The organism is Microvirga arvi (assembly GCF_016892765.1).
GTDB classification, from domain to species: Bacteria; Pseudomonadota; Alphaproteobacteria; order Rhizobiales; family Beijerinckiaceae; genus Microvirga; species Microvirga arvi.
On record NZ_JAFEMD010000027.1, the window covers coordinates 1 to 14,081 of the forward strand.

13 protein-coding genes and 1 pseudogene are annotated in these 14,081 nt (G+C 62.5%); 3 read left to right on the forward strand and 11 right to left on the reverse strand.

Features of this window, described 5'->3' with window-relative positions:
* The 4 genes from araD to ILT44_RS17120 all read right to left on the reverse strand — a co-directional run.
* On the reverse strand, positions 1 to 1,450 hold a 1,450-nt coding region (gene araD / locus ILT44_RS17105; RefSeq protein ID WP_204240818.1), incomplete at its 3' end, for an L-arabinonate dehydratase.
* A gap of 52 nt (positions 1,451 to 1,502) precedes the next feature.
* The gene (locus ILT44_RS17110; RefSeq protein ID WP_204240819.1) at positions 1,503 to 3,008 is read right to left on the reverse strand and encodes a tripartite tricarboxylate transporter permease; all 1,506 of its coding nucleotides are present in this window, start codon (positions 3,006 to 3,008) and stop codon (positions 1,503 to 1,505) included.
* A gap of 11 nt (positions 3,009 to 3,019) precedes the next feature.
* Entirely contained in the window at positions 3,020 to 3,481 is a 462-nt protein-coding gene (locus tag ILT44_RS17115; protein WP_204240820.1) for a tripartite tricarboxylate transporter TctB family protein, read from the reverse strand.
* A gap of 150 nt (positions 3,482 to 3,631) precedes the next feature.
* On the reverse strand, positions 3,632 to 4,603 hold the full coding sequence (locus tag ILT44_RS17120) for a Bug family tripartite tricarboxylate transporter substrate binding protein (RefSeq protein ID WP_204240821.1): 972 nt from the start codon (positions 4,601 to 4,603) through the stop codon (positions 3,632 to 3,634).
* Positions 4,604 to 4,790: 187 nt separating this feature from the next.
* Between ILT44_RS17120 and ILT44_RS17125 the strand changes: the two genes are divergently transcribed.
* The 3 genes and pseudogenes from ILT44_RS17125 (at position 4,791) to ald (ending at position 7,080) form a co-directional block, all read left to right on the forward strand.
* A complete protein-coding gene (locus tag ILT44_RS17125; RefSeq protein WP_204240822.1) occupies positions 4,791 to 5,489 on the forward strand; it encodes a GntR family transcriptional regulator in 699 nt (232 codons plus the stop codon).
* A gap of 91 nt (positions 5,490 to 5,580) precedes the next feature.
* Positions 5,581 to 5,940: pseudogene (locus ILT44_RS30960) on the forward strand (aminotransferase class III-fold pyridoxal phosphate-dependent enzyme); the annotation flags it as partial.
* Positions 5,941 to 5,964: 24 nt separating this feature from the next.
* A complete protein-coding gene (gene ald / locus ILT44_RS17130; RefSeq protein WP_204240823.1) occupies positions 5,965 to 7,080 on the forward strand; it encodes an alanine dehydrogenase in 1,116 nt (371 codons plus the stop codon).
* A gap of 162 nt (positions 7,081 to 7,242) precedes the next feature.
* On the opposite strand, the gene ILT44_RS17135 is transcribed toward ald, so the two are convergent.
* The 7 genes from ILT44_RS17135 to ILT44_RS17165 all read right to left on the reverse strand — a co-directional run bounded on the left by ILT44_RS17135 (position 7,243) and on the right by ILT44_RS17165 (position 14,064).
* Positions 7,243 to 8,205 (reverse strand): catechol 2,3-dioxygenase, encoded by a 963-nt coding sequence (locus tag ILT44_RS17135; RefSeq protein WP_239468325.1) that lies wholly within the window; start codon positions 8,203 to 8,205, stop codon positions 7,243 to 7,245.
* 73 nt (positions 8,206 to 8,278) lie between these two features.
* On the reverse strand, positions 8,279 to 9,412 hold the full coding sequence (locus ILT44_RS17140) for a 5-methyltetrahydropteroyltriglutamate--homocysteine S-methyltransferase (RefSeq protein ID WP_204240825.1): 1,134 nt from the start codon (positions 9,410 to 9,412) through the stop codon (positions 8,279 to 8,281).
* A 24-nt stretch (positions 9,413 to 9,436) separates the two neighbouring features.
* On the reverse strand, positions 9,437 to 10,171 hold the full coding sequence (locus ILT44_RS17145) for an ABC transporter ATP-binding protein (protein ID WP_204240826.1): 735 nt from the start codon (positions 10,169 to 10,171) through the stop codon (positions 9,437 to 9,439).
* Positions 10,164 to 10,916 (reverse strand): ABC transporter ATP-binding protein, encoded by a 753-nt coding sequence (locus ILT44_RS17150; protein ID WP_204240827.1) that lies wholly within the window; start codon positions 10,914 to 10,916, stop codon positions 10,164 to 10,166. Before ILT44_RS17150 ends, ILT44_RS17145 begins: the two co-directional genes overlap by 8 nt.
* 1 nt (position 10,917) lies before the next feature.
* Positions 10,918 to 11,952: a branched-chain amino acid ABC transporter permease gene (locus ILT44_RS17155; RefSeq protein ID WP_204240828.1), complete on the reverse strand. Its 1,035-nt coding sequence runs from the start codon at positions 11,950 to 11,952 to the stop codon at positions 10,918 to 10,920.
* Positions 11,953 to 11,971: 19 nt separating this feature from the next.
* A complete protein-coding gene (locus ILT44_RS17160; protein ID WP_239468322.1) occupies positions 11,972 to 12,847 on the reverse strand; it encodes a branched-chain amino acid ABC transporter permease in 876 nt (291 codons plus the stop codon).
* Between the two features lie 41 nt (positions 12,848 to 12,888).
* Complete coding sequence (locus tag ILT44_RS17165) at positions 12,889 to 14,064, reverse strand: ABC transporter substrate-binding protein (RefSeq protein WP_204240830.1); 1,176 nt, start codon at positions 14,062 to 14,064, stop codon at positions 12,889 to 12,891.
* Positions 14,065 to 14,081: the final 17 nt, after the last annotated feature.

Genomic DNA, 14,081 nt, shown 5'->3' on the forward strand with positions numbered 1-14,081 from the left:
CATAGCTCGTGCCGCTCATGCGGGCATCGGACAGGCGCAGCATGTCACGCACCCCCTGCTTCACGAGCTTCTTCGGGATCGGCAGCATGCCCCATTCCGGCATTCCGGGGCCTCCCTGCGGGCCTGCATTGCGCAGGACCAGAATATGATCCGCCGTCACATCGAGATCGTCATCGTCGATGGCAGCCTTCATGGACGGGTAGTCATCGAAGACGAGGGCCGGCCCTGAATGCTTGCGCAGGCGCGGCTCGCAGGCGCTCGGCTTCATGACGCATCCGTCCGGCGCAAGATTGCCCTTGAGCACGGCCAGCGCGCCTTCCTCGTAGATGGCATTGTCGACCGTGCGGATGACATCGTCGTTGTAGACTTCCGCGCGAGCGATGTTCTCGCCCAGGGTCCTGCTGGTCACCGTGAGGCAGTGGAGGTGCAGATGCCCTCCGATGCGCGTCATGAGCGCCGGCAGCCCTCCTGCGAAATAGAAGTCCTCCATCAGGTAGGCTGCACCGCTCGGACGCACGTTCGCGATCACCGGGACCTTGCGGCTGGCGATCTCGAAATCGTCGAGGCCGATATCGTGCCCGGCCCGGCGGGCCATGGCGATGAGGTGGATCACGGCGTTCGTGGAGCAGCCCATGGCCATGGCGACGGCGATTGCATTCTCGTAGGCAGGCCGAGTCTGGATCCTGTCAGGCGTAAGGTCTTCCCACACCATCTCGACCGCACGCCGGCCTGCTTCCGCGCACATGCGGATGTGGTTGACGTCGGCGGCAGGAATGGAGGAAGCCCCCGGCAGCGTCATGCCGATGGATTCGGCGATCGCCGTCATGGTGCTGGCCGTGCCCATGGTCATGCAGTGTCCGTGACTGCGGGCAATGCCGCCCTCGACCTCCACCCAATCCTCCTTGGTGATGTTGCCGGCCCGGCGCTCGTCCCAATACTTCCAGGCATCGGAGCCGGAGCCCAGAATCCTGCCCTTCCAGTTTCCGCGCAGCATGGGCCCGGCCGGGATGAAGATCGACGGGAGGTTGGCGCTCGTCGCGCCCAGGAGCAGGCCGGGGGTCGTCTTGTCGCAGCCGCCCATGAGGACGACACCATCGACCGGATGGGAACGAATGAGCTCTTCCGTGTCCATGGCCAGCATGTTGCGGTAGAGCATGGTGGTCGGTTTGACAAAATTTTCCGACAATGAGATCGCAGGCAGCTCGATGGGAAAGCCGCCGGCCTGAAAGACGCCGCGCTTCACGTCCTCGACACGCTGCTTGAAGTGGGCATGGCAGGGATTGATGTCCGACCAGGTGTTGATGATCGCGATGACCGGACGTCCGACCCAATCCTCGGGAGCGTAGCCCATCTGCATGATGCGGGAGCGATGACCGAAACCGCGCAGGTCGTCGGGGGCGAACCATCGCGCGCTACGGAGGTCTTCAGGCCTTTTCGTTTTGGCTGTCATGGGACTAACGCTTTGCCTTTGAAATCGAATGATGCGGGATCAAAGAGGAGGCTCAGCCCTCTTCCTGGAAGGCCTCTTCGCGCTTCCGGCGAACAACCGGAGCGAGGACGGTTGCGAGCAGAACGAGCGCCAGGATCAGCATCGTCGCGCTGATCGGACGGCTCAGGAAAACCGTAGCGTCGCCCTTGGAGATCAGCATGGCCCGGCGCAGGTGCTCTTCCATCATGGGCCCAAGGATGAAGCCGAGCAGCATCGGAGCCGGTTCGCAATCGAGCTTGCGGAAGACGTACCCGAGGAATCCGAAGATCGCCATCAGGTAGACGTCAAAGGTCGCATTGTTGAGACTGAACACGCCGATGGCACAGAAGACCAGGATAGCCGGATACAGGAAATGGTACGGCACGGAGATCATCCGCACCCATAGTCCGATCAGCGGCAGGTTGAGGACGAGAAGGAAAAGATTGCCGATCCACATGGAGACGATGAGCCCCCAGAAGAGCACCGGCTGCTCGGTCATCACCGAGGGACCCGGCTGAATGCCCTGCATGATCATCGCGCCGATCATCAAGGCCATGACGGGGTTGGATGGAATGCCAAGCGTCAGCATCGGGATGAAGGATGTCTGCGCACCGGCATTGTTGGCACTCTCCGGTCCCGCGACACCCTCGATAGCGCCTTTGCCGAACCGCTCCGGAGTTTTCGAGACCTTCTTCTCGAGGGTGTAAGCGGCAAAGGAAGCGAGCATGGCGCCACCACCCGGCAGGATGCCCAGCATCGAGCCGAGAGCCGTTCCGCGAAGAATGGGCGCGGCGATCCGTTTGAGATCATCCCTTGTCGGCATGAGGCCGGTGACGCTCTTCAGCATTACCGTGCGCGTGGATTCATTCTCCAGATTGCCGATGATCTCACCGATGCCGAAAACTCCCATGGCCACGACGACGAAACCGATGCCGTCCGCCATCTGCGGCAGCCCGAAGGTGAACCGGGTTGTTCCGGAATTCACGTCAGTGCCGATCAGGCCCAGGAGAAGGCCCAGGATGATCATGCCGAAGGCATGCAGCAGGGAGCCATGGGCGAGCACGATGGAAGCAACGAGCCCGAGCACCATCAACGAGAAATATTCCGCTGGTCCGAACCGCAGGGCGAGATCCGCAAGCGGCGGAGCGAAGATGGCCAGGAGGATCGTGGCGACCGTACCGGCGAAGAAAGATCCGATGGCGGCCGTCGCAAGAGCCGTGCCTGCCTTGCCCTGACGGGCCATCTGGTAGCCGTCGAGAGCGGTGACAACGCTGGATGATTCACCAGGCAGATTGACGAGGATTGCAGTTGTCGAGCCCCCGTACTGCGCGCCGTAATAGATGCCTGCCAGCATGATCAGCGCCGATACGGGCGGGAGCCCGAAGGTGACCGGAAGGAGCATCGCAATCGTAGCGACCGGCCCAAGGCCCGGGAGCACGCCGATGGCGGTGCCGAGGAACACCCCGATCATGCAGTAGACGAGGTTCCAGAAGGATAGAGCCGTCTCCAGCCCAAGCCATAGATTCGAAAGCGTTTCCATCGTCCGGGCCTCTACTCACCAAACCACGAGCCGAGGAGCGGCAGTGGAACGCCGAGCCCCTTGACAAAGACGAGGGCGCAGAACGCAACCAGCAAAACCAGCCCGATGGATGCCTTGAGCTCGATACGGAAATGCTGGCTGGCAGCGGCGCTCACCAGCACAAGGACGATCAATGCAACCGCAAGCCCCAGGGTCTGGAGCAGAACCCCGAACAGAGCCGTGGCCCCGACGATAAGGAGAAGCGGCTTCCACGCTATTGCGCCGACGGCCTCGCCTTCCTGGAAGAAGGATCGCGCCACGGACGCAAACCCGATGAGGACAAGGGCGACGCTCAGAACAGCGGGGAAATAGCCGGCACCCATGCGCACCGACGAGCCCATCGGGTAATCACGCCCGATCCAGAAGGCGGCCGCCCCGAGGGCAATGTAGAGAGCGCCAGCCCAGAAATCCTTTTTTTGGAGCACGTATGACATCACGAGCGTCCTCCCGAGGCAGTGATCCTAAAAATCGATTCGTGCGCCGCAGCGGCGATGGAGCTGGTTGGTCCTCAGGGGACGAGCGGTGCACTTGAACAATATGAGAAAGCAGGACAGCCGCTCAGGCTGTCCCGCAAAAGTTGGGCCTTATTGATCTGCCGTGATCTTTCCGGTCTCGACGACATTTTTCCAGCGGTTGATTTCCTGGCCGAGGAATTCGGAGAATTGTCCACTCGTACTGGCGACGACCTCGAAGCCGATGTCGCTGAACTTGCCCTTCACGTCAGGTGAGTTCAGGGCGGCCGTCAACGACTGCTCGAGTTTGCCCTTCACATCGGCCGGAAGCCCCTTGGGGGCGGCAACAGCCTGCCAGGAATAGACCTCGACACCCTCGACTCCGGCCTCCTTCATCGTCGGCGTGTCCGGGAAGGCCGAATTCCGCTTATCGCTCGTGATGGCGAGGAGCTTCAGCTTGCCAGCCTTGATATGGTTCGATACGGCCCCGAGGTTCTGGAAGGACACCTCGGCATGGCCGCCGATCAGGTCTGTGATCGCCGGAGCACCGCCCTTATAAGGCACATGGACGCCTGTGGTGCCCGTCTTCTGCCAGAACAGGGCTGCGGTCAGGTGATCGGACGAGCCTGCACCGGACGAGGCGAATGTGACCTTCTCAGGATTCTTCTTCAGGTAGGCAACGAGTTCCTGAACGTTGTTGGCGGGGAAGCTGGGATTGGCCACGAGAACGTTCGGGGTGCGCACCGCGACCGTGAGGAGATCGAAGTCCTTGGTCGGATCGTAGGGCAGGCTCTTGTAGAGAGCCGGGTTGATGGCATAGACGCCGATCGAGCCCACGATCAGGGTGTAGCCGTCGGGCTTTGCCTTTGCGACCTGACCGGCCCCGAGGGAGCCGTTCGCACCAGGCTTGTTTTCGACTACGATGGGTTGTCCGAGGCTTTCCTGCATCTTCTGAGTGGTGACGCGGGCCGTCGTATCGGAGGCTCCGCCTGCCGGGAAAGGCACGACCACGGTTACAGGCTTTTCCGGATACCCGGCAGCGAGCGCAGGGGCAGAGATCGCAACGCCCAGGATAGCGGCGGACAACAGTTTCAGCGCGGTCATGCGCTTCCTCCTATGGTTCGAATAAGTTGGCGATCACCCGTCTCTGCGGGCTTGCGTCTGGATATTCCAATGGGAATGTTGGTCACTAAAACTCTAATGCATTAGTCTGTCAACTTGTATTCTGATGCAGCTTTCTGATGTAATGACGCTTCAATGGTCGGGCAGGAATCCGAGAAAGGACAAGGTAATGGATACCTTAACGGTGAGCTCGTTGCGGCCCCGGGACAGGTCGCGCCATGCGGCGCCCCAGGTTTTCGAGCATTTGCGAGAAGCTATTCTCTCTCTCGCATTGACTCCGGGAACGGTGCTGAACCGCCTCATCCTGCAGAAGGAATTCGGCCTTAGCTCAACTCCGATCCGCGATGCTCTCCTGAAGCTCCAAGAGGAAGGCTTGGTCGAGATCTTCCCGCAGCATGCGACAATGGTCAGCCCGATCGACCTGACGCTTGCCCACCAGGCGCACTTCCTGCGCCGTTCTTTGGAGCTTGAGATCGTTCGGAGCCTGGCACTCGCGCCTGATCAGAGGCTGATCGCAAGGCTCCAGGGGTTCCTCGCCCAGCAGCAGGCGCTTATGGAGGCCGAAGATTTCGAGGCCTTTACGGTGGCCGATCAGGCGTTCCACCAGCATCTCTACGAAGCCGCCAAGATGCACGATCTCTGGACACTCGTACGCAGCCGCAGCGGACATATCGATCGTCTACGCCGCCTGCACCTTCCCACTCCAGGCAAGGCTCAAGACATCATGCATCATCACAGGCTGATCGTGCAGGCCATCGCCGATGGCAAACCCAACGAGGCGCAGCAGCATTTGCGGGAGCATCTCTCCGGGACATTGGCTCATGTGGACGAGATCAAGGCCAAATATCCCGGATACATCAGGTCCTAGAATGCTGCACCGTCCATGACCACGTCAGGAAGCTTCCGGCTAGGTTAAAGCAATCGATCGACGATGAGCGCCGGCACTGCTTGATGGCGTCTCAGGCCCTCCTGCCGCAGGCCTCGCGACTCTCGACATCTATGCGGACGAGTCGCTGCTGACGCGGAGTTCCTCCCTTGGGACATGCAGCAAGCCGTGCACAGCCTCAGGAGTTGTCAGCACGTGAGCGACATCCGGAATATCGGCCTTGTGGCAGGAGTCGGGCTGGCGTCCCGCGACCGCACCGAAAGCCCGCACCTACGATGTATTCCTTGAGTGCTCCGCCTGCGGATTGCTTATTCGGGTCACAGGTGACATTCTTGCCTTATCGCCACCCTTAATAGTCGAGCGCGGGCATATCGGCACCATGATATCCGTTCTCTCGGGCGTGTCGACGAGCCCGTGTAAGTGCCGCGTTTGACGACAAGAAACCGTGAGAAGAGCCATGCGCATCGGTGTTCCCAAAGAGATCAAGAACCACGAGTACCGGGTTGGTCTCGTGCCCTCCTCCGTCGCAGAACTTGTTCATCACGGGCATAGCGTAATGGTCGAGCGCGGCGCAGGGCTCGGCGCGGGACTGGCGGATGGCGAATACGAAGCTGCAGGTGCCGTCATCGTCGATGGACCGGGTCGGATCTTCATGGAGGCCGAGATGGTCGTGAAGGTCAAGGAGCCCTTGCCGGAGGAGCGCAGGCGCCTTCGCCCTGAACAGATTCTGTTCACCTATCTTCATCTTGCTCCAGACCTTGAACAAACCAAGGACCTGATGGCCAGCGGCGCCACCTGCATCGCCTACGAGACAGTAACCTCGCCCTCGGGCGCGCTTCCGCTCCTCACCCCGATGTCGGAAGTAGCTGGACGTCTTGCGCCTCAGGTGGGCGCGCATTGTCTCGAGAAGGCGCAGGGTGGACGCGGTGTTCTCCTGGGCGGCGTACCCGGAGTGCCCGGCGCTGAAGTCGTCATTCTCGGGGGTGGTGTCTCAGGCTCCCATGCCGCCGCCATTGCACTCGGCATGGGAGCCCATGTGACTGTCATCGACCGCTCGGCGGACGTGCTGCGGCGTCTCTCGTCGCAGTTCGGCTCGTCCGTACGCACGTTGTTCTCGACCCGAGAATCCATTGCCCAAGCGGTGCGTCAAGCGGACCTTCTCATCGGCGCCGTCCTCGTGCCGGGGGCAGCCGCGCCGAAGATCGTCACGCACGATATGGTGCGGTCGATGCAGGCCGGATCCGTCATCGTCGACATCGCCATCGACCAGGGCGGATGCTCCGAAACCTCGCGCCCGACCACGCATTCCGAACCAACCTACATCATCGACGACGTGGTCCATTACTGCGTGACCAATATGCCCGGAGCCGTGGCACGCACCTCCACCTTCGCGCTCAACAACGTCACTTTGCCCTTCACGCTGGCGCTGGCGGACAAGGGGTGGCTTCAGGCTGTGAAGGATGATCGGTTCCTGCGTGACGGGCTCAATGTTCATGCGGGCAAGATCGTCTGCCGTCCGGTAGCGGAGGCGCATGGCCTCCCCTACACGCCTGCCGAGGAAGTACTGGCTTAAGCTCTCAGCAACGGTCGCAACTTGCCATTGCTTCATCGGCAGCGACATCGGGAAATCAGCAAGAGCAAGCACGCCTATCGGCTCGGCCGAGCGCTCCCCGCCGTCTCTGCAGCTCGGCGTGAGACGTTCAAATCTCGAGAGTTCAGATATCAGAGGCTTGAGTCAGCCTAAATCCTCCACAGGCGGGGTTCCATAGGTGTGGAACGACTCGACCGTCTTCATGCCCCAGGCCTGCCCCTTCTTGCGTTCCTCCTCCGTCCAGACGATCGGCTTCCAGTCCGGTGCGAGGATCAGGCGGGCGCCTGCGTTGCAGACCTCGACCCGGTTGCCGCCCGGCTCGTAGACATAGAGGAAGAAGGTCTGCTGAACCGCGTGCTTGTGAGGGCCGGATTCGATGGGAACGCCCGCTTCGAGAAAGATGTCTGCCGCTCTTAGGACATCCTCCCGGCTGTCGAGGGCATAGGTCAGATGATGGAAGCGCCCCTTCGCGTTCGTGTGGTCGCGGGTGAAGGCGAAGTCGTAGCTCTTGTTGGTGAGCGTCATCCACATGCCAGCCTCGGTTCCGTCGTTCTGAACGATCTGCTCGGTGAGGCGGCAGCCGAGATACTGCTCGAAGAAGATGCGGTTCGCGCGAATGTCGGACGCAAGACAGTTCAGGTGATCGAGGCGGCGCACGCTGACGCCGCGCGCCGGAAAGCGCTGGGCCTGGTTCTTGAGGGCAGGCTTCAGTTCGGGCGGCGCGGCATACCACTCGGTCTCGTAATAGAGCTCGATTTGGTGTCCGTCCGGATCGCGGCAGAGGAAGGCCGGACCGTGGCCGAGATCGCCGTCCGTCCAGCCGATGTCATAGCCGGACCCTTTCAAAGCCGCGACGCGGCGCTCCAGCGCCTGCCGGCTTCTCGCCCGAAAAGCCATGTGCCCCATGCCGGGTTTCTTCGAGGCGGTCAGCTTGAGCGAGTGCCGCTCGTAATCGTCCCAGCCGCGGAGATAGACGGAGTCGCCCTGCCGGCCGCTTTCGGTCATCCCGAGCACGTCGATGAAGAAGCGCAGGCTCTCGTCCGGTTTCGGCGTGAGCAGTTCGAGATGTCCCAGATGGGCGAGATCGAGAACCTGTTCGTCCTGCATCGTCATGTCTTTCGCTTCAGCACTCTCATGACGGGAGCCCGGAACGGCAAGCGCTCCGGGCTCCCGTCGGCAATCAGGCCGCCTTCCTGGCGCCAGAGCCGGGGCTGCCCCAGACCTCCTCGGCGAGCTCGACGATCATGCGCAGCTTCGCCCACTGCTCCTCTTCGGCGAGCGTGTTGCCCTCCTCGGTCGAGGCGAAACCGCATTGCGGCGAGAGACAGAGCTGGTCGAGGTCGACATACTTGGACGCCTCGTCGATGCGGCGCTTGATGTCGTCCTTCTTCTCAAGGACGCCGGTCTTGGAGGTGACGAGACCCAGGACCACGGACTTGCCCTTCGGCAGGAAGCGCAGGGGTTCGAAGCCGCCGGCACGGTCGCTGTCCCACTCCATGAAATAGCCGTCGACCGGCATGCGGTTGAACAATACCTCGGCCACGGGCTCGTAGCCGCCGGATGCGATGAAGGTCGAGCGGAAGTTGCCGCGGCACAGATGCATCGTGATCGTCAGATCGTCCGGCTTGTCCTTGAGCGCCTCGCGCACCATGCCGGCATAGATCTCGGGCTGCCTCTCCGGGTCGTCGCCGCGCTGGCGCAGCATCTCGCGCTGCTCCGGATCGCAGAGATAGGCGAAAGAGATGTCGTCGAGCTGAAGGTAGCGGCAGCCCGCATCGTAGAAGGCATGCACCGCCTTGTTGTACGCCCTGCCGACATCGGCATAGAAGTCGTCCATGTTCGGATAGACGCCCATGTTCATCATCTTCCGCCCGCCACGGTAGTGAAGCATGCTCGGGCCCGGAATGGTCATCTTCGCGACGCGGTCGGTGTTGTCCTTCACGAAACGAAAATGGTCGATCATCGGGTGTTGGCCGGAAAATCCCACCTTTCCCGTCACGCGCAACGCCTTCGCAATGCCGACGCCACCCTTGAAGTTCATGCCGGAGTCCGCCTCGACAGAGGTTACGCCGTCGAGATGCTCCAGGAAATCGAAGTGCCAATAGGCGCGGCGGAACTCGCCGTCCGTCACGGCCTGCAGGCCGATCTCCTCCTGGCGCTTGATCAGAGCGCGGATCTCACGGTCCTCGATCTCCTTCAGGGCTGCGTCCGAGATCTCCCCCTCATGGTGCTTGTGACGGGCGTCCTTCAGCGCCGCGGTGCGCAGCAGGCTGCCGACCATGTCGGCGCGGAAAGGCGGTTTGGTGCGTTGCATGGATTGATTCTCCTGTTCTTCACTTCAATGGGATGCCGCGCGCATCGGCTTCTTCTTCGCCGTCACGCCGAGATGCTGTTCGAGGGCCGTCGGGTCCTCGATGAGTGCCCTGCTCGAGCTCGCATGGACGATCGCGCCACGATCGAGAATGAGCGCGCTGTCGGTGACGCCGAGAATCTTCTGGGCATGCTGCTCGACCACGATCGCCGACATGCCCTCCCCGCGAATGATCCGCGTCAGGGCCGCGAGCAGTTCCTCGATGATGATGGGTGCTAAGCCCTCCGTCGGCTCGTCCAGCAGCAGGAGCTTGGGATTGAGCACGAGCGCACGGGCGACCGCCAGCATCTGCTGCTCGCCGCCGGAGAGCTGATTTCCCAGATTGGACCGGCGCTCCTTGAGGCGCGGAAACATCTCGTAGACCCGGTTCACGTGCCAGGGGCCCGGACGAGCCACAGCCGTCAGATTTTCTTCGACGGTAAGGGATTTGAAGATGTTCCGCTCCTGCGGAACCCAGCCGATTCCGGCCAGAGCGCGCTTGTCGGAGCGGGTCGCCGTCAGGTCCTTACCCCCGAACATGATCGAGCCGCCGCGCTGGCGGGTCACACCGATGATGGTGTTGAGGAGCGTCGTCTTGCCCGTGCCGTTGCGGCCGAGCACGGCCAGGGATTCGCCGGGCTTGAGATGCAGATCGATGTTCGAGATGACGACAGCATCGCCATAGCCTGCGGAGACCTGCTGCAGGGTGAGAAGATCACTCATCGACACTCTCCCCGAGATAGACGGCGCGGACCCTCGGGTCGGTCGAGACCTCCTCGACCGTGCCTTCCGTGAACAGCGCACCGTTGACCAGAACCGAGATGCGGTCTGCAAAGCTGAAAACGAGATCCATGTCGTGCTCGATCAGAAGAACGGACACGTCCCGCGGGAGCGCCGCCACCGTTGCGAGCAGCTCGTGCCGCTCCGCTTCCGGCACGCCGGCAGCAGGCTCGTCGAGCAGAAGCACCCGCGGCCGGCAGGCGAAAGCCACCGCGATCTCCAGAAGGCGCTGCTTGCCATAGGCCAGGTTCGATGTGCGCTCGTCGAGCACATCCATGAGGCGGAAGCGCTGCGCGACCTCGACGATCTCGTCGACTATCTCGTGCTTCCTGCCGGTCACGCGCCACCAGTCGCGCCCTCCTCCCAGGCGTTCGGACACCGCAAGCCCGATGGTCTCGAGCGGCGTCATGGCCGGGAAGAGCTGGTTGATCTGGAACGTGCGGGCAAGCCCCCGCTGCACCCGCAGTTCCGACCTCAGGCCCGTGATCTCCTGCCCTTCCAGAAAAATCTGCCCCGATGTCGGTTTGAGAACCCCGGTGAGCAGATTGATGAAGGTCGTCTTGCCGGCGCCGTTCGGACCGATGAGAGCATGGCGAGCGCCCTGCTCCAGCTTGAACGACACATTGTCTGTGGCCTGGAGGCCGCCGAAGCGCTTGACGAGACCTTTCGTTTCGAGAGCGATGGCCATGTCAGATCTCCCGAGCGGAGGTTGCCGGCAGCGGCTCATTGCTTTTCGTGGTCCGGCCGGCCATGCCCTTCCAGAGAGTTCTCACACGCTCCGTCAGCCGCTCGCGTCCGGCGAGCACGATGATGACGAGGATCAGGCCGATCCAGAACTGCCAGTATTGCGGCGTCCAGGCCGAGATGACGTCCTGCAGCACCTTGAAGACGATGGCGCCGATGAGGCCGCCATAGAGATATCCGACGCCGCCGATCACAAGCACCAGCATCACGTCAGCAGACCGGTGAAAGGCGAGCACGTCTAGGGACACGAACTGGGTTGTCTGGGCCAGCAGTGCGCCGGCCACGCCGGCGTAAGCCGCAGCAAGGGTATAGACCGCCACGAGGCGGCGATTGACCGGAATGCCGACAGCGCGGGCCCTCAGGGGATTGTCGCGGATCGAGCGCAGCGAGAGGCCGAAGGGCGACACGACGATCCTGCGCGCGAGGATGAAGAGCAGGAAGGTCACCGCGAGGCTGTAGGCATAGGCCGTGGTGCCGAAGATATCGAACTCGAACAGGCCGAGGATCGGCCCCATGGAGATGCCCTGGAGGCCGTCGGCACCGCCCGTGAGCCAGGATGCCTGGTTCGCGACCTCGCCAAGAACGAGCGCCACGCCCAGCGTCACCATCAGCTTGGTGAGATCCGAGCCGCGCAACACGAGAAAGCTTGTCGCGAAACCGAGGATCGCTGCGGCAATCGCGGCTATCACCAGCCCGAGCAGAGGATCGGCAAATCCGTATTTCGCCAGAATTCCGGCGGCATAGGCGCCCAGCCCGAAGAAGGCCGCGTGGCCTAGAGATACGATACCGGCATAGCCGAGGATGAGATCGAGGGAGAGCGCGAACAGACCGATGATCGCGATCTCGTTGAGGATAAGATGCCGCTCGGGCAGGAAATACAGGGTCGAGGCGGCGATCAGCCAGAAGAGGATCTCGCCAATCCCCCATCGCCCTCTTCGGACCAGGGTGGTTCTGACATAATCGGCGATGTTCGACGACATGGGTTCGGTTCCTGTTGGATCAGCGCGCACGTTCGAACAGCCCCTGCGGGCGCAGAACGAGAACGACGATCATCAGCGTGTAGATGACGAAGGCACCGACGCTCGGCACGTAGTACTTGCCCGCCACATCGGCGATCCCGAGCAGGAGCGAGGCCAGAAATGGCCCGGTGATGCTGGTCGTGCCGCCGACCGTGACGACGATCAGGAAGTAGATCATGAACTTGAGCGGGAATGTCGGGTCGAGGCCGAGAATTTCCGCGCCGAGCGCCCCGCCCAGGCCCGCAAGCCCGGAGCCGAAAGCGAATGTCGCGGCAAAGATCAGGCTCACATTGATGCCGAGCCCGCGAGCGACGCGGGGATCGTCCACGGCGGCTCTCAGGCGGCTGCCGAAACGGGTCTTGGTCAGGATCAGCTGCAGGACGACCACGAGCGCGCCGCAAATGGCGATGATGAAGCTGCGGTAAAGACCGACCTGAACGCCGAGCACATCGATGCGGCCCTGAAGCCACGTCGGAAGCTGGATCAGTTGCTGCTGCGACCCGAAGCTGTAATCGATGGCGGCCACGGCCATGAAGACGAGGCCGATGGAGAACAGCACCTGATCGAGATGGCTGCGGGTATAGAGCCGCTTGTAGAGGGTTCGCTCGAGCACCAGGCCGAGAAGAGCCGGGCCGATGAAGGCGAGCGGCAGGGTCGCCAGGAACGGCACGCCCATTCGGTTCATCATTACGGCCGTGATGTAGCCGCCCGCCATGGCAAAGGCGCCATGGGCGAGATTGACGAAGTTCATCAGGCCGAGCGTGACGGCCAGTCCGCAGGCCAGCACGAACAGCAGCATGCCGTAGGCAATGCCATCGAAGAGAATGGTCAGCACCGCGTTCTCCGAAAAACTCATGAGAGACGCCGCGATGAACGGCGTCCCTCTGGTTGTTGCGCTCAGTTGGCCTTGGCGGCCTTGACCGGATCCTTGACGTTCGGGATCGTGGCGAACTCCACGTTGTAGAGCTCCCCGTCCTTGCGCTCGACTTTCCGCACATAGATGTTCTGGATGATGTCACGCGTCTGCGGGTCGATCGAGACCGGCCCGCGCGGGCTGGTCCAGCTCATCCCCTTCATGGCATCGATCAAGGCCTGGCCGCCCTGGCCGTTGGTCTTCTTCAGCCCCTCGTAGATCAGGTGCATGCCGTCATAGCCGCCCACCGCCATGAAGTTCGGCCGCATGCCGGGATTGGCCTTCTTGAACGCCTCCACGAACGCCTTGTTCTCGGGGCTGTCATGCGACGCGGAATAGTGCTGCGTCGTGATGGCGCCCAGTGCCACATCGCCCATGCCATTCAGGATGTCGTCGTCGGTTACGTCGCCGGGGCCGATCAGCTTGACGCCGCTCTTGTCGAGGCCGCGCTCCACGAACTGCTTCATGAACTGTGCGCCGATGCCTGACGGCACGAACACGAACAGCGCGTCGGGCTTGGCGTCGGCGACCTTCTGCAGGAAGGGCGAGAAGTCGGGGTTCGCCAAAGGCACCCGCAGATTCTCCACCTGCCCGCCCTTGGCCGTGAACGCGCCGGTGAAGGCTTTTTCGGCATCGATGCCCGGGCCGTAGTCGGAGACCAGCGTCACCACCTTCTTGATGCCGTTCTGCGAGGCCCACTCCGCCATCGGCACAGTGGCCTGCGGCAGGGTGAAGCTGGTGCGCACGATGAAGGGCGAGGCCTCCGTGATGGTCGCCGTGGCGGCTGCCATGACGACGGCCGGCACCTTCGCCTGGGTGGCGAGCGGCGCTGGAGCAAGAGCCAGCGGTGTTAGGCCGAAGCCTGCCATGACGGCGATCTTGTCGTTGACGATCAGCTCCTGCGCCAGGCGCTTGGTCACGTCCGCCACGCCCGTGTCGTCCTTGACGATCAGCTGGATCTTCTTGCCCCCCACCGTGTCGCCCTGCTGCTGCATGTACAGCTTGGCCGCCGCCTCGATCTGCCGCCCCGTCGAGGCAAACGGCCCCGTCATCGGCAGAATCAGCCCGATCTTCACCGCCTCCTGCGCCAGGGCCGCCCCGCTCACGGCCAGCGTCACCGCCGCGGCGCCCGCAGCCCCTAAAAATGTCCGACGTCGCATCCTCTTCTCCCTTTTTC